15 protein-coding genes are annotated in these 22,157 nt (G+C 59.8%); 5 read left to right on the forward strand and 10 right to left on the reverse strand.

Going from position 1 to position 22,157, the window contains the following annotated elements:
* Nucleotides 1-149: 149 nt before the first annotated feature.
* The 4 genes from FZE95_RS05075 to FZE95_RS05090 all read left to right on the forward strand — a co-directional run bounded on the left by FZE95_RS05075 (nt 150) and on the right by FZE95_RS05090 (nt 4,981).
* Complete coding sequence (locus FZE95_RS05075) at nt 150-1,226, forward strand: AbrB family transcriptional regulator (RefSeq protein WP_150299766.1); 1,077 nt, start codon at nt 150-152, stop codon at nt 1,224-1,226.
* A 155-nt stretch (nt 1,227-1,381) separates the two neighbouring features.
* Nucleotides 1,382-2,680: a prephenate-dependent tRNA uridine(34) hydroxylase TrhP gene (gene trhP, locus FZE95_RS05080; protein WP_150299767.1), complete on the forward strand. Its 1,299-nt coding sequence runs from the start codon at nt 1,382-1,384 to the stop codon at nt 2,678-2,680.
* A 151-nt stretch (nt 2,681-2,831) separates the two neighbouring features.
* On the forward strand, nt 2,832-3,629 hold the full coding sequence (locus tag FZE95_RS05085) for an undecaprenyl-diphosphate phosphatase (RefSeq protein WP_150299768.1): 798 nt from the start codon (nt 2,832-2,834) through the stop codon (nt 3,627-3,629).
* 173 nt (nt 3,630-3,802) lie between these two features.
* Complete coding sequence (locus tag FZE95_RS05090) at nt 3,803-4,981, forward strand: GGDEF domain-containing protein (RefSeq protein WP_150299769.1); 1,179 nt, start codon at nt 3,803-3,805, stop codon at nt 4,979-4,981.
* Here FZE95_RS05090 and FZE95_RS05095 read toward each other — a convergent pair.
* The 6 genes from FZE95_RS05095 to FZE95_RS05120 all read right to left on the reverse strand — a co-directional run bounded on the left by FZE95_RS05095 (nt 4,978) and on the right by FZE95_RS05120 (nt 11,698).
* Nucleotides 4,978-7,035 (reverse strand): TonB-dependent copper receptor, encoded by a 2,058-nt coding sequence (locus tag FZE95_RS05095; protein WP_150299770.1) that lies wholly within the window; start codon nt 7,033-7,035, stop codon nt 4,978-4,980. The two genes, FZE95_RS05090 and FZE95_RS05095, sit on opposite strands and share 4 nt — an antisense overlap.
* 63 nt (nt 7,036-7,098) lie before the next feature.
* A complete protein-coding gene (locus FZE95_RS05100; RefSeq protein ID WP_150299771.1) occupies nt 7,099-7,491 on the reverse strand; it encodes a DUF2946 family protein in 393 nt (130 codons plus the stop codon).
* Nucleotides 7,492-7,743: 252 nt separating this feature from the next.
* Nucleotides 7,744-8,862: a dihydrolipoamide acetyltransferase family protein gene (locus FZE95_RS05105; protein WP_150299772.1), complete on the reverse strand. Its 1,119-nt coding sequence runs from the start codon at nt 8,860-8,862 to the stop codon at nt 7,744-7,746.
* Nucleotides 8,859-9,851 carry an alpha-ketoacid dehydrogenase subunit beta gene (locus FZE95_RS05110; protein WP_150299773.1) on the reverse strand — a complete coding sequence of 331 codons (993 nt, stop codon included), beginning with the start codon at nt 9,849-9,851 and terminating at the stop codon, nt 8,859-8,861. Before FZE95_RS05110 ends, FZE95_RS05105 begins: the two co-directional genes overlap by 4 nt.
* On the reverse strand, nt 9,844-10,935 hold the full coding sequence (gene pdhA / locus FZE95_RS05115; RefSeq protein ID WP_150299774.1) for a pyruvate dehydrogenase (acetyl-transferring) E1 component subunit alpha: 1,092 nt from the start codon (nt 10,933-10,935) through the stop codon (nt 9,844-9,846). The genes FZE95_RS05110 and pdhA overlap by 8 nt, the downstream gene beginning before the upstream one ends.
* A gap of 244 nt (nt 10,936-11,179) precedes the next feature.
* Nucleotides 11,180-11,698 carry an ATP-dependent zinc protease family protein gene (locus FZE95_RS05120; protein ID WP_150299775.1) on the reverse strand — a complete coding sequence of 173 codons (519 nt, stop codon included), beginning with the start codon at nt 11,696-11,698 and terminating at the stop codon, nt 11,180-11,182.
* A 171-nt stretch (nt 11,699-11,869) separates the two neighbouring features.
* Between FZE95_RS05120 and FZE95_RS05125 the strand changes: the two genes are divergently transcribed.
* On the forward strand, nt 11,870-12,331 hold the full coding sequence (locus FZE95_RS05125; RefSeq protein ID WP_150299776.1) for a methyltransferase family protein: 462 nt from the start codon (nt 11,870-11,872) through the stop codon (nt 12,329-12,331).
* Between the two features lie 9 nt (nt 12,332-12,340).
* Here FZE95_RS05125 and FZE95_RS05130 read toward each other — a convergent pair whose 3' ends face one another.
* The 4 genes from FZE95_RS05130 to FZE95_RS05145 form a co-directional block, all read right to left on the reverse strand.
* The gene (locus FZE95_RS05130) at nt 12,341-13,420 is read right to left on the reverse strand and encodes a DUF1615 domain-containing protein (protein ID WP_190324500.1); all 1,080 of its coding nucleotides are present in this window, start codon (nt 13,418-13,420) and stop codon (nt 12,341-12,343) included.
* A gap of 352 nt (nt 13,421-13,772) precedes the next feature.
* Entirely contained in the window at nt 13,773-15,905 is a 2,133-nt protein-coding gene (locus tag FZE95_RS05135; protein ID WP_223824975.1) for a methyl-accepting chemotaxis protein, read from the reverse strand.
* A 213-nt stretch (nt 15,906-16,118) separates the two neighbouring features.
* Nucleotides 16,119-19,505, reverse strand: a complete 3,387-nt coding sequence (amt, locus tag FZE95_RS05140; protein ID WP_150299778.1) for an ammonium transporter — start codon at nt 19,503-19,505, stop codon at nt 16,119-16,121.
* A gap of 250 nt (nt 19,506-19,755) precedes the next feature.
* The gene (locus FZE95_RS05145) at nt 19,756-22,059 is read right to left on the reverse strand and encodes a putative bifunctional diguanylate cyclase/phosphodiesterase (protein WP_150299779.1); all 2,304 of its coding nucleotides are present in this window, start codon (nt 22,057-22,059) and stop codon (nt 19,756-19,758) included.
* Nucleotides 22,060-22,157: the final 98 nt, after the last annotated feature.

The raw sequence follows: 22,157 nt of genomic DNA on the forward strand, positions 1-22,157 counted from the left end.
CCGGAGCTGGACGGCAAGCTGTAAGTAACGCTTGAGCGGTACCTGAAACCCGGCCCTGTGGCCGGGTTTTTTTATCCATAGTTCGTATGAACCGCGCGTTGCATAACGCGCTTCGCTGTACGCCCTGATACCTTGCAAAAAGACAGGCGATGAAAAACGAATTCCCCACACTGCTTAGCGCTCTGCCGCATTGGCTTCAATGGATCATTCTGGTTGGCGGCGGCGGTCTGGCGGGTTATCTGCTGCATTACATTGGACTGCCCGCGGCACTGTTCCTCGGACCGATGATCGTCGCCGTGTGCATGGGCGTGGCCGGCAGCAATATCCATGTTCCCCGGCTGCTGTTTCGATCCGGGCAAGGTATTGTCGGCTTGATGGTGGCCAACTCCGTCACGCTGGGCGTGCTGCTGGCAATGGCCTCCGAATGGCATCTGATGCTGATCATGACCCTGGTGACGCTGCTGCTCAGTGCTGTCGTGGGCCTGGGCATGATCCGCTTCGGCGGCATCCCTGCCAGTGCTGCCGCCTGGGGTACGGCGCCGGGGGCCGCCTCAGCCATGATTGCCATGGCAGAGGAAGATGGCGCCGATAGTCGCCTGGTTGCCTGCATGCAGTATGTGCGGGTGGTATGCGTGGTCATGCTGGGCGCGTGGATAAGTCATATGGTCGTCGGGCCAGAGGCCATGCAGCCCTCCTCGGACGCCGCTGATGTCCCGCTGAGCCTGTTTGGTCTGGCTGCCACCCTGCTGGTCGCATTCATCGGTGCCCTGAGCGGCAGATTCGTCCCCTCGGGGGCATTGCTGACGCCGGTCATTCTCGGCAGCGCCTTGCAGCTGCTGGGCTGGCTGGATATCACCCTCACTGAGCCGATCCTCGCAGTGGCCTATGGCGCCATCGGCAGCTACATCGGCCTGCGCTTTGATCGCGCAACAGTGCTGCGCGTCGCCAGATTGATGCCGACCATTATCACCGCCAACCTGGCGCTGATACTGCTGACCACCGGCCTCGCCTGGCCGATCAGCTGGGTGTTTTCCCGCGATTTTCTCTCGGTGTTTCTCGCGATTTCCCCCGGCGGGCTGGATGCCATGGCGATCATTGCAGTCGAGACCGGCTCCGATGCCAGTTTTGTCGTCGCGCTGCAAACCCTGAGACTGATCGGCGTAGTCTTCACCGGCAAACTGTGCGCACAGGCGCTGATAACCGTGGCGCGCCGAATGAACCGCTGAAGCAAAGCGTGGCGAGCGGGTGCTTGAAAGGACCACTGATCGGGGGTATCAGTGGCCCTGCTACTTCATGACTCATTCTTGAGCCTGATCAATGCCCGGCTCGGCCCGCGCCGCTATCCTCCGCGCCTTTCTTGTCTTGTACACAGGATTGCGTCATGCCCCAAGCCCCCGAATTGCTGGCTCCGGCCGGCACCCTGAAAGCCATGCGTTATGCATTCGCCTACGGCGCCGATGCGGTGTATGCAGGCCAGCCCCGCTACAGCCTGCGCGTGCGTGAGAACGATTTCCACAACCCGGCGGTAATGACCAAGGCCATCGCCGAAGCCCACGCCCAAGGCAAAAAGTTCTACCTGGCCAGTAACATTGCTGCGCATAACAACAAGGTGGCCACCTATCTCCGAGACCTGGAGGAAGTCGTGGCGATGGGGCCGGACGCCCTGATCATGTCCGACCCCGGCTTGATCATGCTGGTGCGCGAGCGCTGGCCTGCACTGCCGGTGCATCTGTCTGTCCAGGCTAACGCCACAAGCTGGGCGACTGTAAAATTCTGGCAGCAGCAGGGACTGGAGCGGGTGATCCTGTCCCGCGAGCTGTCATTGGATGAGCTGGAAGAGATTCGTCGCCAGTGTCCGGACATGGAGCTGGAAGTCTTCGTCCATGGTGCACTTTGCATCGCCTATTCCGGACGCTGCCTGCTTTCCGGTTATTTCAATCACCGGGACGCCAACCAAGGCGCCTGCACCAATGCCTGTCGCTGGAAATATGATCTGCAACCGGCGCAGGAAACCGCAGAAGGCAATATCCAATCGGTGGTCAAGGAAGTGGCGGCCCAGCCGGTGTATCTGCTTAATCAAAGTGACAAGCCGGACGAGCAGATGGCTATCGAAGAAGACGAGCACGGCACCTACATCATGAACTCCAAGGATTTGCGGGCGGTCCAGCACGTGCAGCGCTTCGTTGATATGGGCATGCATTCGCTCAAGATCGAAGGACGCACCAAGTCGCATTTCTATGTCGCACGGACCGTGCAAACCTACCGCAAGGCGATTGACGATGCTGTCGCGGGCCGGCCCTTCGACCTAGGCCTGATGGATGATCTGGAAAGCCTGTCAAACCGCGGATACACCGAAGGCTTCTACCGCCGCCACCCGCCGGGCGTCTATCAGAACTACGAACAGGGCGCCTCGCGGATGGAGCGTCACCAGTTTGTTGGCGAGGTACTGGAAGATAACGGCGACTGGTTAACTATTGCCGTCAAGAACCGCTTCAAGGTCGGCGATCAGCTGGAGCTGATGACACCGCAGGGGAATTACCCTCTGGTTCTGGAAACACTGCAGGATCGCCAGGGACGCTCCATCGATGTCGCACCGGGCGACGGGCACGTGGTACGCATCCCTCGGCTCGCCCCCGTCAACGCGGAAATGGGGCTGCTATTGCGCTGTCTGAGAGATTGATTGCATCACGTGCGGCTTTTTCATAGAGCAACGGAATTTTTTCGGCATAATGCTGCCTTACAACGCAGCCGTGGGCGGACATCCAGCTCCGCCCGCCTGCGCTGTCTGAACAGGTCGCTCGCGGCCGGCATTTATCGGAGTGTAGATTTCTATGGATTGGCTGCAGGTTATCGTTCTGGCGATCGTTCAGGGCATCACTGAATTTCTCCCGGTTTCCAGCTCGGCGCACCTGATTCTGGTACCGGTATTGACCGACTGGGCAGACCAGGGCCTTGCCTTCGACGTCGCCCTGCATCTGGGCAGCCTGTCAGCGGTATTGATCTATTTTCGCCGCGACATCCTGGGCATGACTACCAGCTGGACGCGCTCATTGGCCACCCGGCAACTGGATGCGGATGCCAAACTGGCCTGGGCCGTGATCCTCGGCACCATCCCGGTGGGTCTGGCGGGCCTGGCATTCAAGGATACGATCGAAACCGTATTGCGCTCCCCGGTGTATATCGCCGCCGGCTTGATCGTGTTCGGCCTGTTGTTGAGCTGGGCGGACTGGCGACACAAGGGCCAGCGCACCGAGCATCAGATGAACTGGAAGGATGTCGCGGTCATTGGTCTGTTCCAGGCCGTAGCGCTGTTCCCCGGCACCTCGCGGTCTGGCATCACCATGACCGCCGGCCTGCTCATGGGCCTGAGCCGGGAAGCGTCGGCGCGCTTTTCGTTCCTGCTGTCGATCCCCGTCATTGTGCTTGCTTGTGGGCTGGAAACGCTGGACCTGATTCAGGCCAACGTGGCCGTCGACTGGCTGGCCATGGCGGGGGGCATCGTCGCATCCGGCATCAGCGCCTACCTGTGTATCCATTTCTTCCTGGAATTCATCAACCGCATCGGCATGCAGCCCTTCGTGATCTACCGGATCGTTCTGGGTATAGCCCTGCTGTGGATCTTCTACTGACTGAGCGATCCGGCGCAGCGCCCGCTGCGCCGGATCTCTGGTAACAACAAATTCTAATCCGCCTCGTCTATGATCAGGATCAATAAGCGATCCTGATAGCCATGCTTGAATAATATCGAAAAGCCATGATGCCGCTGGAATGTCCACGGCAATAACCAGCGACTCGATAACAAATGCTGCTACTAGATGCTCTCAGGGACCGATTGAGCTCTCTGCTCCCCAATGAACTTGCCGCTAGCGAGATACCCCGGCTGCTATCTCCGCACCGGCATAATTTTCTGCTCAGCCAACGCCGCGCTACTTTGATCGTTAATCGGGTCCGGCTGTTTGCGTTCCTGTTTGCCGCGTTGACACCGCTCTGGAGCATCGTCGATGCGCTGGTTTTCCCGCTACACCTCTGGTTGATGCTGGGAGCGCTGCGCCTGAGTGTCTGCGCCGCCTTCGTATGCTTGCTGCTGATGTACCGGCCCAGCGGAAACCTGTTCGATGCCTACCGGGCGATCGCCATTCTGTTTGCCATTCCGACTGTTTTTTATGTCGTTTCGCATACGCTGCTGGGCAGTTACAGCCTGACTGATTTTTCCGGCGCAGTGGGGGCAGGCTATGCCTTTCTGCCCTTCGTACTGGTGGCGGGTCTGGCCATTTTTCCGCTCACGCTGGTGGAAAACCTCGCACTGGGGCTGGTGTTGCTGCTGGCCCAGGCGTTGGCTGGCTATCTGAGTTGGAGTACCTTGAACTGGCCCTCGTTTGTTGGCGCGTTCTGGCTGCTGGTATCGATTGCAGGGGTTACCAGTCTGGCCTGCATGAGCCAACTGGCCTTCATGATCGCATTGATTCGCCAGGCCATTCGTGACCCTTTGACCGGGGTGTATTCGCGGGGCAGCGGCGAGGAAATTCTCAACCTGCAATGGGCAGCGGCCCAGCGTAACAACAGCGGGCTCGCGGTCGCATTCATTGACCTGGATTTCTTCAAGAGCATCAACGACAGCTTCGGTCATCATGCCGGGGACAAGGTGCTGCGCGATTCGGCCAGCTGCGTGCTGGATTGCCTGCGCAGCTCGGATAGTCTGGTGCGCTGGGGCGGGGAGGAATTCCTGTTGATCATGCCCGATACCGACATGACCCAGGCGCGCAAAGCAATCGAACGTCTGCGTAGTGCCGGATTAGGGGAGCGACCAGACGGGACTCCACTGACTGCGAGCATCGGGCTGGCAGAACGCTGCTTTGACCGCGCCGGTGCCTACCGCCAGCTATTGAAAATGGCTGACGCTCGAATGTATGTGGCCAAGAACGGCGGACGTGATCAGCTATGCGCCAGCGAATGGCGCACAGCTGAAACCGAGGCGGTCTAGAAACTCACATCCAGCTTGGCCCACAGGGTACGGCCGGGCTCGTTGATTCTAGTCTCTGCCGGGAAACCAAACCCGGCATTGCCTGCCAGGTTGAGGTGTTCGGCGTAGGTCTTGTCGAGCAGGTTATCCACCCCTGTACTCAGCGTAACCGCTTCACTGAAACGGTAGGCACCGTTGAGCGACAAGACGCCGAAACCTGAGGAGTCGCTGAGATCCTGCCCGACCACACTGCCCTTGTTGATTGCCGTGCGGTTCTGTTCGGCAACCACGCGCCAGAGCGCACCCGCACTCCAGTTGGCCCGTTCATAACTCAGGTTGAATCGTGCATCGAGCGGCGGCATCTGCGGCAAGGCTTCGCCATCACCGCGGTTCCTGCCCCAGGCCCAGGCCAGGCTGGCGTCGGTCTTCCAGTTGTCCGTCAGCTCATAGGCGACACCGGTTTCGGCACCCATGATGTGCGCGTCAATATTGTTCGCGGTACTGGCGCTGCCGGCATAATCAAACAGAATGAAGTCGTTAACCACGCCCGCATAGGCTGATACCCAGGCCTCAAGCCCTTCGCGCTGATATTGAACGCCCAGATCCAGCTGGGTGGTCTGTTCCGGCTCAACGCCGTCGAAGGCGTTGACCGCTCCGGGTGAGCCTTTGGGCGAGAACAGCTCCCAATAATCAGGAAAACGCTGTACGTGTCCTACACCAATATAGGCAGTGGCAGCCACATCAGACAGATCCTGCTCCAGCCGGACAAAGCCGCTGGGCAGGGTTTGGCGTCGGCTGGCATTCACAGTGGGGTTAGGCATCGCCATGCCCATCATTGCGCCAGTGACGGTGGCGCGCTCATCCTCGACGTGATGCTGGTCCAGCCGCAGCCCGCCGATCCAGCGCCGGCTGTCGCTGACCGACCAGGTCAGCTCCGAGAATACTCCCATCTGACTGAACTCGGCATCCTTGAGCCATGATTGATCCCTGTAGCTGTCCACGCCCATACCGCTTCGGGTGCGATGGATGTTGCGCTGCGCATCCACGCCGGCAAGCACTTCAAGCTCATCCCATTCCCAGGTCGCGCTGACGCGCGCACCCAGCGTGCGCCGGTCCACGTTGGTCGCCCGCGGCCCAGCCATCATGCCGGTGGCTGGCGGTGTGCGCAGGCTGTAATTGTCCATCACGTGATCCGCGTAATTGTAATAGAAGCGGGCCTTCAGCTCGCGCAACGCGCCGTCATACAGGGTTTTCTCGAAGCGCAGGCCCAGGCTTTCGCGCTCGAATTGCGAGCCATCCATACCCCGTCCGGCATAACGCGCTTCGGCATCGCCAGCACCGACGCTCAGCTCCAGCAAGGTGTCGTCATCCGGCCGCCAGCCCAGGGCCAGATCGGTATTCCATTTGTTCCAGCGTGAGGGAACGGTGTTGCCGTCGCCATCCTCATAATCACCGGATCGCGAACGGTTGCCGCTCAGACGCAGATAACCGTCGCGATTACCCAGCGCGCCATCAACTTGCACATCCCGCCGGGTGTTGGAGGCGGCCACAGCCGTGGCGTCCATCCGACTACCTGGCTCATCGAACTCCTCCGGAAGCCGATCGAACAAAACGGTACCAGCCGACGCGCCCGGCCCCCAGGCGACACTTTGAGGTCCTTTTATTACGGTCAGCTGATCAAAGTTCTGCGGCGCAATATAGGACGATGGCGCGTCCATTCGCGACGGACAGGCACCGAGCATTTCACCCCCGTTGGTCAGCAGTTTCAGCCGAGAGCCGAACATGCCGCGCAGTACCGGATCGCTATTGCTCCCTCCGCCCCGAATGGCGGAAAACCCGGCAATGGTTTTCAGATAATCAGCCGCATCGCTGGCAGGGATCGGCTGACGAGCCTGTTTTGGGTCAGTGATGATGGTCAGGGGTGAATCCTGCTGCACGGCAGTAATCACCCGTGGCGCCAGTTGCAGCGCCTGGTGCCCGGCGTGCCGGGAATGGTCTTCAGCGGACCAGGCAGGATTGCTGGCTGCGGCGACGGCCAGGCACAGTAAAGCGGGCACAAAGGAAGAGTGCGACATGGTGGTTGTCTCATATCGATCAGTAATCGGTTTCCGGCGGTCCGGAGCGAATGTGTTGAAGGATCAGGAGACGGCTGGGGGCGCACGCGGCTGGCTGGGCGCGTGTTCGGTGGTGGTGAGGGGCACAGTCAGCGTTACGCTGGACGCGAAGGACTGTTCAAGGGGAACCAGCACAGGCGGCCAATACGAGCTCAACGCTATACCGCCGGCGGAGGAACACAGCGGGCAGCCTAACGAGGCCGCCAGATTGGCGCCGCTCTGGTCCGGCATGCTGGAAGCCATGCCCGGCATGCCATCGTCATGTTCAACACAGCTTTCAAGCGAATCACTGGCCAGGGCGACGGCAACGACATGGCTGCTGTGCACGCAGCAAATCACTGCGTTGAATATCACACACCAGCCAAACAGCACAGCTAACCAGGCACGCGTGCCCCGACTTGCTGTCCTGTTACTCATCGGCCTGGATAGTGAAGAAGAAGGCACCCGATAGCCCCGCTGCGCTTGAGGGTCTGGTATCGCGCCGGGAACGGGGTCCCGGTACGAACGGCAGAGACAGTATCAGGGTTTTATTCGCCGTTGGGCTTGATCCGCATCAAGCGCGGCCAGCTGTATTAAAAATGGCAACCGGAGCAGGCGGCAATTCCGGCGCGCCGTGAAGTATGCATGCGCCATCCGTGGCATTGGCGCAAACCGGGCGGGTCCGGCCGCTCAGGAAGAACGCTCCAGATCCTCCACCAACGCCTTCAGAAATCGCGCTGCCTCGCCGCCGGTTACGGCGCGGTGGTCGAAGGTCAGCGATATCGGCAGAATCGGATGCACCGCCGGTTCACCCTGCCACGCCACCACCGCATCACGTATAACCCCGGCGCCCACAATCGCCACCTGTGGCGGGACGACCACCGGGCTGGCATAGCGGCCAAACAGGGTCCCGAAGTTGGATAGGGTGATCGTTGCGCCCATCAGCTCCGAGGGTGGGATGGAGCGGTTCGCCACATCCCGGCGCAGCCGTGCGAGGCCTTCGCGCAGGTCTTCGGCTTCGCGACTGGCGACATCGCGCAGCACCGGCACAAATAGCCCGTCCGGCGTATCCACGGCGACGCCCAGGTCAACCTTGTCATGGGTCTGGATACTCAAGCGCCGGCCATCGAATGCGACATTCAGCGCCGGCTCGGCCAGGCAGGCTTTCGCAATAGCCCGCGCCAGCCGGATAATCGGATCCCGGGCGCTGGTCGGCCAGCCATGCAAGTCGGCATCCTCGACGATCATCACCGGTACCACCTCAGCATGCGCGCGGGCCATGTTCTTGGCCATGGTCCGCCGCACGCTGCGCAAAGCCGTCCCCTCGAACCCGGCCGGGCCTTCACTGGCCGAGCGCACATCCTGCTCGGTGATCAAGCCATTCGGGCCCGACCCGCTCACCCGGCCCAGCTCCACATCCAGCTTGCGCGCCAGCGCGCGTACCGCCGGCGCTGCGCGGGCCGGCTGAAAATCCCGGGTGGAGGGCGCGGCGCCAATATGGAAGTCATCCGCAGCCAGATCACTGGAGCCGCTCGCGGCTCCCAAGTTGCCCACTACGGTGCCGCTGTCCTCCGCCTCGCCTTCGAAGCCGACCAGTGGCTCACCCACATGGAGCAAATCTCCCGGCTTGCCGAAACACCGGCTGATCACGCCAGCATAGGGAGACGGCACATCGACAATCGCCTTGGCGGTCTCCACCGACACCAGCAGCTGATCAACCTCGACCTCATCCCCTGCCTGCACGTGCCACTCAACAATCTCGGCCTCTTGCAGGCCTTCGCCCAGATCCGGCAGTTTGAACTGTTTCATACGTCCCCCTGCATCACGTTTCGTGCGGCCTGGCAGATCGAACCGACATCCGGCAGATAGGCCATTTCCTGCCGGGCATAGGGAATCACGCAATCGAAACCGGTCACGCGCAACACCGGCGCCTGTAGCGCGTACATCGCCTGTTCCTGCAATAGCGCAGCGATTTCCGCGCCCGGACCGAAGCTCGGCGCGGCTTCGTGCACCACCACGCAGCGTCCCGTCTTGCACACCGAGGCTATCAGGGTCTCGGTATCCAGCGGTTTGAGCGTGGCGACATCAATCACTTCGCAATCGATGCCCTCTCCAGCCAGCAGCGCTGCGGCTTCCAGGGTTTCCTTCAGGGCCGCGCCCCAGCTGACCAGTGTCAGATCCTGGCCCTCGCGCAGGGTGAAGCAGGTATCCAGTGGCAAGGCCTGGCCATCGTCCGGCACGACCTGCTGCACCGAGCGATACAGCCGCGCTGGCTCGAGAAAGATCACCGGGTCGGGATTGGCAATGGCTGCCAGTAGCAGCCCGTAGGCGCGGCGCGGCGAAGAAGGAATCACTACCCGCAGGCCCGGAACGTGCGCGAATAATGCTTCGGTGCTTTCGCCATGATGTTCCGGCGCATGGATACCTGCGCCATGCGGTGTACGCAGCACCATGGGGCAGCTGAGCCGGCCGCGGGTGCGACTGCGCAGGCGGCTGGCATGCGAGACCAGATGCTCCATGCCGGCGTAGATGAATCCCATGAACTGGATCTCCGCCACCGGCTTTAGCCCCTGCGCAGCCATCCCCACGCTGATCCCGGTGATAAGCGTTTCCGCCAGAGGCGTGTCCATTACCCGCCGGAAGCCGAAGCGCTCATGCAGGCCGACCGTGGCGCGAAATACGCCGCCATTGGTGCCGATATCCTCGCCCAGCACGACGACGTCCGGGTCATCCTGCATGGCGCGATGCAGGGCCAGATTGATTGCCTCCACCATGGAAATGCTGGCTTGCTCACTCATGGCCGGTCCCTCCCCGCGCATCCAGCCGCGCCTGCAACTGCTCACGCTGCGCCTGATACTGCGCCGGCAGTTCGGCATACAGATAATCGAAGGCGGCAGCGGTATCCGACGGCGGCATGTTGCGGAAGCGCTCGACTGCGTCATTGATGCGCTCAGTAATGTCGCGCTGCAGCTGTTGCTCCTGCTGTTCGTCCCAGAGCCCATGATCGTGCAGGAATCGCTGCAGGCGTCCGATGGGTTCGTGCTTCCAGGCGGCGTTGAGCTCATCAGCAGAGCGGTAGCGGCTGGCATCATCGGCGGTGGTGTGATCGCCCAGACGATAGGTCACACATTCAACCAGCGTTGCGCCTTTGCCGGCGCGGGCGCGCTGAATCGCCTGGCTTACCCGGTCATACACCGCCAGCACATCGTTGCCGTCCACCTGCTCGCCCGGAATGCCGGCCGCAAGCGCCTTGTGCGCCAGCGTGGGCGCGGCGGTCTGCAGGCTGCGCGGGACTGAAATGGCCCATTGATTGTTGTTCACCACAAACACCACGGGCAGCTGCCAGACCCCCGCCAGGTTCAGGCTTTCGAGAAAGTCGCCCTTGCTGGTCGCGCCATCTCCGCAGGTCGTTACCGCTACCCGGGCCTGCTGACGTATGCGGAACGCCGAGGCAACGCCGCAGGCATGGCAAGCCTGGGTCGCGATGGGCACGCAGATGGGGAAATCCTCCGCCACCGCGGGATTTTCCCAGGCGCTGCCGCGCTCATCGCCCCCCCAATACAGGAGGATCTCGTGCATGGCAACGCCGCGCTGCAGCTGCGTGGAGGTATCGCGATAGTAGGGGATCAGCACGTCCTCGGCGGTCATGGCATGACCCACCGCCGCGCCGATGGCTTCCTGCCCCAGCGTCGAGGCGTAGGTGCCAATCTGGCCGGTTCGCTGCAACGCAACGCATTTCTGGTCGAAGGCGCGCACCAGCACCATGTCCTGATAGAACGCACGCAACAACTGTGGATCATCGATCCAGGCAGGCAGATCGGCCTGCGGCTGTCCGTGATCATCAATTAGACGGGTATAGGGAATCTGAACAGTCAACGGCATGGACTGACCTCCTCGACCGGCGCGTTACGACTGCCGCCGGTGGCGGTTGCTGACCGGACCTGTGGGTCGGCCTGTTGTTCTGGGCTGGTTTGTGACCAGCGTCTCTGCAAGCACCCGGATCGCGGGTACCCGGCTGGCGTCATTGCAACGCGCGAAACCGGTTAGTTCGCAGTATAGATCAGAGAATCAGGCCTGCTGACCGGATAGCAAGAACCGGCCAGCAATTGGACAACTGCCAGACAGATCAGGCGCAGCCAGGCGCGCCTGCGGAGTATTTCAGGCTGGGGTCAACCACCGCATCGAACTGCTGCAAGGCGGTAGAGCCAATGAGCAAGGGGTATGAGAACGCGGTGCGATCGGTCAGATTCACTTCGATATTTTCCCGCTCGCCGCCCAGGCAAACATCCATCTCGATCACTGGACGCGTGGTGTAGTCCTTGGTTTCCCCATCGGGAATGTCATCGGAGCGGCGCTTGATCTGGCTGATGCGCACAACCGGGCGTTCCAGCGTCTGGCCTTGTTTGGCGCCGTCGACGGCGAGATCGAAACGCACCCAGTCGCCATCCTCGCGTTCAAACATTTCGATATTCAAAGCGCTCAACGATGCAGTCACTGCCCCTGTATCCAGCTTGGCCGGCACGTCCAACGCCAAATCGGCCAGCCGGGCGTTCTCGCTGACACCGTATACGGTCCGTTCGTTAGCCAATCCTGCCGTAGAGAGCATCATCAGACTGGAAAAGAAAGCTACCGTTTTCAAATACATGGAAACCTCATGAGTACTGTGGAGCCTCTACGACCACACAGCTGAAAGACTGTTCGGCGCAGCGCCTACCGCACGTCGGACGGCCCGCTCAAGCAAATATCGAACGAGGCTTGCGTCTACGGCTGCGAGAGAGGTATACAAAACCCACACGGACGTACGAGGGAAAGTGCTTTGAACAAACTTGAATTAAAGGTACCACCGCTAGTACTGGTGACGCTCTGCATGCTGCTGATGTGGGTGATTTCGCACCTGTTCGCAGATCTAAACTCGAGCCTCCCGGGAGCCTCCGCCCTCGCCGGGTTGCTCGCTGCGGCGGCCGTGTTCATCGCCGTGGCGGGTGTTATCAACTTCCGCCAGGCCAGGACCACCGTCGACCCCACCGCTCCGGAACGCGCAACCTCGATCGTCAGCACGGGTATCTACCGATCCAGCCGCAATCCCATGTACCTGGGCTTTGCGCTCTGTCTCGCTGCCTGGGCGGTGTGGCTGGAAAGCCCATCCGCCTTCCTGGTTCTGCCCGGCTTTGTGCTGTACATGAACCGTTTCCAGATTCGCCCCGAAGAACGCATGCTCAGTGAGAAGTTTGGCAGCGAGTACAGCCGCTATTGTCAGTCAGTGCGCCGCTGGTTCTAGCCTTCCCGGTTATTGGGCCGCACCGGCCCGCACCATGCATTGTCTGCGCCGCTCATCGACCCGATTGGCAAACCAGCCGGTGGTCAGCTCCCGGGTAATCTTGGGACTTTCCAGGGTAATCCGGGGAATCATCTCGCGCGGCAAAGGTTCGCCTTCCAGCGTGTCAGCCAGCTCGAATAGCCGCTTGTACAAGCGGGTATCGGAAAACTCCAGCTCAATGCTCTTTTCCAGATCGCGCCTGATGCCGTTGTCATTCATGCCGAGCTGTTTGCTCAGCGAACGCACCGCGCGCTCGGTGGCACCCACTGTGCTGGAGCCATGCACAATCAGGTCGCCGTCCAGCGCCAGCGCTATACCCGTGGCCTTGCTGACGGCGTTCTGGAAGGCGGCGTTACGGCTGGCGTACCAGCCAGCATTGAAATCGGCGTAGCGGTATAACGGACGCGTGTAGTCAGCCGGGTAACCCAACAGGTGCGCAATACCAAAGAACATCCCGCCGCGCCGGGTGAAGACTTCATCACGCATTGATCCGCTGATCGGATAGGGATAGACGTCCCGCTGCGTCTCGGCGAAGGCGATGCTGACCTGCATCGGCCCGCCGGTCTGTACCGGATTGAAGCTGCCGAACAGCTGCTTGCCAAGCGGGACCACGCTGATGAAATCGTCGAAGACGGCATTAAGCTGCTTTTCCGAGCGCACCTGACTCAGGCGTTTCTCATAGGTCTCGCCCGTTGGCGATTCCATCTGCAGTGCGGCATTGACCAGAAATCCGGGGATGCGCAGTGTGCTCGCACGACGGTCAATCTCCTCCCGCGCAATTTTGGCGAGGCCAGGAACCGGCGGCGCCACCTGAAAGGTGGATTCCTGTGCGGTGACCGCCAGTACCGAGCAGATATTCTGCGCATCCGGCTCGATATCAAGCGTGGTGAACGCCACCTGAATATCCCGCGCCCAGCCGTCCCGGTCTGCCACGTCAGCAGGCAGTAACCGCAGTACCTGCGCCTGAACTGCAGCCGGCCGATGCTCCGGCGGCGTCACACCAGGCCGCGTGCTGCAACCAGCCAATATCCCCAGGCCGATCAGCAGCATCGATCCTGCGCAGCGTCGAACGAGACCTGCGCGCTCAACCTCGAACCGCGCTCCGAACGTGACTGGACAGGACAAGGAAAAACGGGACTGCGGGATATGATCTGAAAGCATGTTTAGCGGTTACTTGTGGTCGAGTCAGTGCCATTCGCCACGCAGGGAAATGCCCGCGCGGCGACCGAATAGGTATTGACCCAGGCCGGGCGTCAAAGTGCGCTGCCGCTGTACAACGCTGTCCTGCGGCGGCGCGGTCAACGGGGTTGTGAATGTCTCAAGTGTGCCAGATGCTTAAGCCATGTGGTAATCATCCACCCGATTAGCGGACACAGGATTTCGTCTGACGGGCCTTCAGCCCTCAGGCGCGGTCAGCGCTGACCTGGAAGGTGTCGGATAATTGGTGCAAGCGTTGCGCAGTTTCTCTGACCTGATCTGAACTGATACGCAGGGTTCGGACCACATCACCCATTGATTCCGTAGCGCTTGCGACCTGGCTAGCCTGACGGCCATGCTCCTTGCTATTGGTCTCCATTACCGAAATCACCTCAAACAGCTGCTCGACGGTACTATGCAACACGTCGTTGTCGTCCGAGGCGTTGCCTGCGTCCTGCAACTGTAGATCCACATCGGATACGCCCTGCTCCATCAGTTCCACCGCCTGCCGTGTGGCGTCGCGAATGGACGTAACCCCGCGGCTGATTTCTTCTGCGGCGCTGGCTGTACGCAGGGCCAGTGCACGCACCTCGTCGGCTACAACGGCGAAGCCGCGACCATGTTCACCTGCGCGTGCAGCTTCGATAGCCGCATTCAGCGCTAGCAGGTTGGTCTGGCTGGTGATGTCGCTGATCACCGAAACCATCCCCACAATCTCGCCCGATCGCTGATCCAGCTTCTGTACGCTGAGGGCCGAGGTGGCGACAATATCGCGAATCTTCTGCGTACCACTGCACACCACGTCCAGCCGCTGGCGAGCAGAGTCGACCACTTCTGCCATGGTCTTTTTCATCTCGGCAGCGGTGACCGAGGCACTGCTGACCGTTGCCAGTTGAGCCTCGATCATGGTTAACATCTGGGCAATGTTCTCGGTTACCTCTTCGGCCATATCGCTCGCCCCGCGGTTATGCCCCAGCATTTGCTCGCTATTCTGTACTGCATGATGACTGGCCTGTTTCACTCGGCCTACGATGGTATCCAGGCTGTCCAGAAAGCTGTTGACCCAGCGCCCCAGCTCACCGGTTTCGTCAGCGACAAAGCGTGAGGTATCCAGCCGCTGCCTCAGATTGCCTTCACCCTCCGCTATGTTGCGTATGATCTCGGTCATTCGACCCATGCGCCTGGCCAAACGCTTGGTACCCCGACGCCAGAACCAGAAAGCAGACAGGCCCACGGCGGACAGATTCAACAGACTGGCCGCAGCTTGGCCGAGACCAGAATAAGCGGTACCAATCTGACACAGGCTGATGAACAGCATGAGACCCAGGAACAGCCTCATCAGGTCGTAGCTCAGCGAACGGTAGCGGTAAACTTCTTCCAGGTCGGCTTCGCACATCATGCCCCAGCGATCCGGTGAGCCGGTAAGGCTGAAGGTGATCCCTTTGCCGATAACCGGAATGTGGCGGTAGTCCGAATAGCCTGGGTAGGCGACGTAGAGGTTATGTCCCTTACGTATGGTTTCACGAACACCCGGGTGGAGCTGACCGGTCGCCGGGTCAGTAAAACGTAGCTCGAGCTCAGTGTGCTCCCGTACGCTCACTTGGCCCCAGGCCGTCCGGATACCGCTCTTGAGGTTGTCACCATGATTGAACGTGTCGTCTTCGAAACGCGAGCGGGAGAGCGCACGCCCCTGCTCGATAGTCCTGTCAAAACGGGAATCGACCATGAAAATATAGTTGTCGCCAGACTCCGGGTAGATGTGTCCAGCTTCACGCTGGATCAAATCGCCCACCACGTCATTGGGTATCCGCGCACACAGGCAGCCTCCGTTGGACATGGGCTGGTAAAACATCAGTGTCACGGCGTCGTGAAAGCTGGACGTGGACGGGCCAAGCGACTTGGTTCGGTCGTCCACATAAGGGCCATGCAAGAAGGGTTTCTGTAGCCCGGTTTGTACGGCGGCGGTATCGAGTTTAAAGGCCGCGCCATGCCGAGCGCTGCTGGCAGTGACCTCACCACTGCTGTTGATGATGAATAATTCCGAGGCATCCGGCATCTTCTTCAGCAGTTGGCCAAGTCGATCGCTGTCTGGCGCATGGGTCTGCGCACTCATGCTTTGGGATACCGATGCAAGCGTGTTCCACTGGTTATCGCACCATTGCTGCAACAGGCGGACCCGCGTCTGAGCGATGCTCTCGAATATGTCCTTGAGCTGCCCGTAGCGATTGTTATTTATCCAACAGGCCCACCCCATTCGCAGCTTGCCGGTTGGACCTAGCCAAGGCAGCCATTTACGTTCTGTCTGGGTAAGCACCATTTGATCGCTATGTAGAGACATCCCTGAATTCCTTATGCACGACCCGACTCAAGCAAGCAGCGGGCCAGAGGTCTATGATTCTGGTGTTCCAGTTTCCTGTGCGCCACGCGGTCGGCGGCGGAGCCAAGTGGTTTTGCTTTATTACGATGAGCTACGTTCCGGTCCGCAACAGGTCCGCTGCTCTGGCGGCGGCCAACGCATCGACCGACATCAGCAGATAAGATCATCGCTATGCTATCTCGGCATCATCCGCACCCCGTCCAACTCGCTGAGAGGGCGGGGATGGCCCAGGAGGTAGCCCTGGGCATAGTCCACCCCCAGCTCGCGCAACCGCTCGAGAATGGCTTCGTTCTCCACATACTCCGCGACGGTCTTCAAACCCATCTCATGGCCTATGGTGTTGATTGAACTGACCATGGCTGCGGCGATCGGGTCCGTCTCGATATCCTTAACGAACACCCCGTCTATTTTCAGGATGTCCACCGGCAGCGTCTTCAGGTAGGCGAAGGATGACAGCCCCGATCCGAAGTCATCCAACGCAAAGTGGCAACCGATAGTCTTGAGCCGTTGCATGAATATGACTGCACGACTGAGATTGGCGATCGCGCTGGTTTCGGTAATCTCAAAACAGATACAGCTGGCAGGTATCTGATGACGCTTGATGGTGTCGAGCACGAATTCGAGGAAACCGTCCTCGCCTAGGGATGCTGCAGCCAGGTTGATCGAGTAGTGTCCGAGCGGGCCCTTGCTACGACGTTGATAATCACCGACCCAGGCCAGAAAGTTGCCCACTACCCAGCGATCAATTGCCGTCGCCAGATCATAGCGCTCGGCGGCGGGCATGAACGCGCCTGGTGGGATAATGCGTCCATCGTCGCCCAGCATTCGCACCAGCACTTCGTAGCGAGGCCCGCCGGGCTCCGCATGTACAGGTATGATTGGCTGGACATACAGACGGAGCAAATCCCGGTCCACCGCTTCTCTGATCCGGTTGACCCAGAGCATCTCACCGCGACGCTCGATCAATATCTGATCATCGGCCTGATAGATGTGAATGCGGTTACGCCCGGCATCCTTTGCTGCGTAGCAAGCACTGTCTGCAGCACTCAACAATTCGCCGAGAGAATGCATTTGCTCACCAATGAGCACCAGACCGATGCTGACCCCGATGGCGAAAGTCCTGTTCTCCCAGCTGAAGCGAAAATCTTCAATCAGGCTGCGAATATCGTCAGCAACCGGTATCGCCTCTTCAAGCGAGCACCCAACCAGCAACAACCCAAACTCATCCCCACCCAACCTCGCCAGCACATCCGAGCTGCGAATACGGGTCTGAAATAATCGAGCAAGCTGGCGCAGCAACTCATCGCCTGCAGCGTGCCCACAGGTATCGTTGACTATCTTGAACTGGTCAAGATCCATGTAGCAGAGAACCTGTTTACGGTCGCTCTCCTGGTGAGCCTGAACGGCCATCGCCAGGCGTCGCTCGAATTCGGAACGATTGGCCAAGCCGGTGAGCGCATCGTGTGCAGCCTGGTGAGACAACTCATTGGCCATCCGCCGGGTAGAGGTGACATCCCGAAATGTAAGCACTGCCCCAATAATCCGCCCTTCCTGATCGTGCATCGGGGCGACGGCATCTTGAATATAAACTTGCTCGCCATCCCGTTTTCGCAGCAGCGATATGATTTCACCCTGACCCACCAGCGCTCTGCGATGTCGACGCAAAAGGGCCGTAACCGGATTCCCAAGTGGCGCGTCAGTCTGCTCGTCGAATAGCTGGTAGACCTCCTCAAGCGGCCGGTCGCTGGCCTGTTCAGCGCTCCAGCCAGTGAGCTTTTCGGCTACCGGGTTGAGATACCGCACCCGGCCATCAGGGCCGGTGGTGATAACGCCATCACCAATCGAAGCCAGCGTAACCTGCGCCAGCGTCTTTTCCTGAAATAGCTGCTGCTCTACCCGCCTGCGTTCGGTGATGTCCCGAATCATGCAGGTATAAAACGGGTCGTCCAAGGCGCCGCGGCTCACAGTCAGCTCGGCAACGAACGACTGGTCGTGGCGAGTGAACAACACTTCCTGCTTCAGCTCGTTGCCAGCCTCGGGCAGGGGCAGACCACCCCAGCCCTGCTCCGCCACCAATCCCCGTATGGGCTGACCAATCAGATCTGAGGCGCCCCGGCCAAACAGCCGCTCCGCACCCGGATTGCAGGTCGTCAGCAGCCCTTCGGCTGAGCAGGTTACAACGCCGTCGCGAATGTCGCGGACGATGGCCTGAGTCATGCCCACGGCGCTGCGAAGCGCGCGAATCACCTTGTTGTATTGAGCTGCAATCTGGCCCACCTCGGTGAACGGCTCGACCAGTACTTCCTGTTCGAAACGTCCGTCGTGCTGGTGAGCCTCCATGGCATCCAAAAGCTCAATCAGTTCGGTACGGGCACCATGCTCGGAAACATTCAGCCCTACCATTTCCGCTTCGGTGCTGACTCTCATCGGCAACCAGCGACTGATAGTCTGCAGCAATATCCAGGTCACCCCAAACGCCCACAACCCCGCCACCATGATGCCTTCGAACTGCACCATTAATTGCTCCCAGCGGCTGAGTCCGGTGTTCAGCAGCTCCAGGTCAGCAAACAGGGCAACCGCGAGGGTGCCCCATATGCCGCTGGCAAGATGCACTGGTACCGCACTCACCGCGTCGTCGATCCGCCAGCGATACATCAGCCGGTCAGCGCCGTACATCACCAGGCTTCCGGTGAAACCGATCATCACCGCGGAGCCGGCGGAGACCACATGCGCACTGGCAGTTATGGAAACCATTCCGGCAATGAGCCCGTTCAACGGATAAACCGGATCGACATGACGCCAGCGTAGCCACGAGGCCAGCATGCCGCCGAGGATGCCAACCACGCCAGCCAGAACAGTATTCGCGATGATGCCCGGCACTATGGTGTCAAAACGAAAGGTACTTCCGCCGTTGAAGCCGAACCAACCGAACATGAGCAAAAGCCCGCCGAGCATCGCTACCGGCAGATTCGAACCCGGCAGGCTCCGACCCTCACGATCCAGCTCAAATCGGCCCCGTCTTGGCCCCAACACCAGGATCACAGCCAATGCAATCCAACCGCCGACTGAGTGCACGACCGTTGAGCCAGCAAAGTCAGTAAACCCTCTCGCAGCGAGCCAACCAACCGACTCGCTGAAAGCCCCGGCCCATGCCCAGTGGCCATACAACGGATATATGAGTCCAGCGGCGATGACGGTTACGACCAGGTATCCGCTAAAGCGCATTCGCTCAGCGGCCGCTCCGGAAACGATGGTCGCTGCGGTGGTGCAGAACATCGCCTGGAACAGGAAAAAGGCGGCGCGCCAGGTATCGTCGAACGAGACCATAAAGAAACCGGTGCCGAACCAGCCATTGGCGCTGCTGCCGAACATGAGTCCGAAGCCGAACAGCCAGTACAGAACGATGGCTACGCTTAGATCCGCCATGTTCTTTACTGCTACGTTTATTGCGTTCTTGCTGCGAGTCAGGCCTGACTCCAGGCAGAGGAAGCCCAACTGCATATTGAAGACAAGACCGGCGCACAGCACGATCCATAATACGTCTATCGTCTCGAATGACATTCCCTGTTTCCCCAATGCACCACAGACCCAGCACCATAATGGCGTTTTGATATATCTGAATGCTTTTCACATGCGCTAAATAAGTGCGTTTCGGCACACTGTGGTGTGCTCTGAACACTGAGGAGGGTTACTGCAGTTTCTATACCAAACTAGGCAAATTAAGCTCGCAACAGGGTATCGCGGACCATTCAACGAGACCCCGACGCCAGTCCGCCCGCCTCAGCGATGGCACATCAGTATCATCCGAGCGCTAGGGTGTGCTGGCCGGCTTATCGTGATCAGGAAAGGACTTACGCAACAAAGCTTCCAGCTGTTCCGCCGGGACTGGTTTGCTGTAAAGATAGCCTTGACCATAGTCGCACTGAAGCTCACCAAGCAGGCTCTCCTGGGCCAGCGTTTCGATGCCTTCGGCCGTGATGGTCAGTTGCAGGCTCTTGCCCAGAGCGATAATCGCCCGCGCGATGGCGCTGTCGTTGATATCGCCAGGCAGATCCATAGTGAATCCGCGATCAATCTTGAGTTTGGTGACCGGTAATCGCTTGAGGCGCAAGAGTGACGAATAGCCCGTGCCGAAGTCGTCGATCGCCAGTTTAACGCCGAGGTTGCGCAGCGCGTCCAGCACCGGGCCGCTCTTTTCGCCGTGTTCCATGATCTCGTCCTCGGTAACCTCAAGCTCGAGATAATGTGCGGGTAGGCCGGTATCCTTCAGTGCCGCCTGTACGGCGGCGATGACCTCGCCTCGCTGCAGCCAGTAACCCGACATATTCACCGCCATCGTCTCAAGCGCGAACCCCCTATCCAGCCAGCGCCGCATCTGACCACAGGCGACATGCAGAACGTACTCGTCGATTACCGACATCAGCCCGGCATGTTGAGCTGCCGGCAGAAAATCCATAGGCGAAATGATGCCCAGCTTCGGATGCTCCCAGCGTACCAGCGCCTCCATGCCCACAATTTGACCGCTGGTCAGGTCCTTCTGGGGCTGGAAATACACGCGTAGCTGTTCATCCCGGATGGCCTTGTGCAGGTCGGACTCGAGTGTCATCTGCCGGCGCGCATGATGGGTAAGGGCCTGGGTATAAAAGGCATAGGTGTTGCGGCCATTCTTCTTCGCCAGGGTGACGGCCGTGTCTGCATTCTTGAGCAGCTCTCCGCTGTCTTCTCCGTCTTCCGGGTAGACGCTCATCCCCAGACTGCAACTGAGATGCAGGGATCTGTCGTCAATATCGAATGGCTTATCGAAAGCGCGCTGCACACGCAGGGCAAAAGGGGTCAGATCCGCTGCCTCGGCCAGATCCTCCACCAGCATGATGAACTCGTCACCACTCAACCTTGCCAGGGTATCCTGTTCGCGGCACAGACCGGCGATACGCTCGGCGGCGGCCCGCAGCAGCTCATCGCCAGCGGTATGCCCCATACTGTCGTTGATCGCCTTGAATCGATCGATATCGATGAAGATCAGCCCCAGACGGTTATCGTTGCGCTTGGCCCGGGATAGCGCATTGCCCAGTCGTTCGATCATCAGGAGACGATTGGGCAGGCGGGTGAGTGGATCATGATGAGCAAGGAAATCTATCTCTTCCTGAGACCGTTTGATCTGTGAAATATCGGCAAACACCGCGACATAGTGCGAAAGACCACCACTCTCGTCGTGCACGGCATTGATTGTTTCCCATTGCGGATAGATCTCGCCGTCCTGCCTGCGGTTCCAGATTTCACCCTGCCAAGTGCCCGTCGAGCGCAATTGCCGCCATAACTCCGTGTAGAACTGATCGGGATGCCAGCCGGATTTGAGCAACGAAGGCGTCTGTCCAATCGCCGTTTCAGCATCGTAACCGGTGATTCTGCAAAACGCGGGGTTGACGCTGACGATGCGATTTTGAGCGTCAGTGATCACAACGCCCTCGGTGGTGCTTTCCATCACCACAGTTGCCTGCTGCAAGCTTTCCTCGTTCAATTTCTGCTCGGTGACGTCCCGCACAATTCCGATCAGGCGCACGGCCCGGTTCTGCGCGTTGCGGATAGCCCTGCCGCGGGCATGGATCCAGGCGTAGTCGCCGTTCAGAGTCTTTATTCGGTGATGATTGTCGAACCGCTCGGTGGCCCCGCGAAAATGTGAGCGAATCGCCTGCCGGGTCGCGGCAAGGTCATCAGGATGCACCCGCTGCAACCAGACGACACCGAGATCGACGTCAGAAGCGCGCGGATAGCCGATGATCTCCAGACAGCGGTCAGAAAAATACACGCTTCCGGCTTCGATATCCCAATCCCACACGCCATCATTGGAACCGGCAAGCGCCAGATCGAAACGCTCCTGATTGAGTTGCAGCAGACGTTGCTGTTCGGCGCGGCGGTTCAAATGCCGAAGCGATGCAAAGAACACCAGTGCCGTGGTCACCACAACGAAGAGAATGCCCTTGTAGGTCTGCATCCACCGCTGAGTCACAGGCTCCAGGCCAAGCGCAACCAGCAGGTAGTCGCTAAACAGAATCCACAACATGGCCACCGTCGAATACAACATCGCTACGCGAAACGCGCTTCGGCTAAGGCTCATAGGTCTGAATTATTCTCTTGCAAAATCAGGCCTCATCTTAGCTGCTTGACGACTTGTGGTCATGCAAACAGGCAGATATTGCTACATACTGATTCCTA

Origin of the sequence: Pseudomonas profundi, from assembly GCF_008638305.1 — a bacterium.
Classification (GTDB): Bacteria; Pseudomonadota; Gammaproteobacteria; order Pseudomonadales; family Pseudomonadaceae; genus Halopseudomonas; species Halopseudomonas profundi.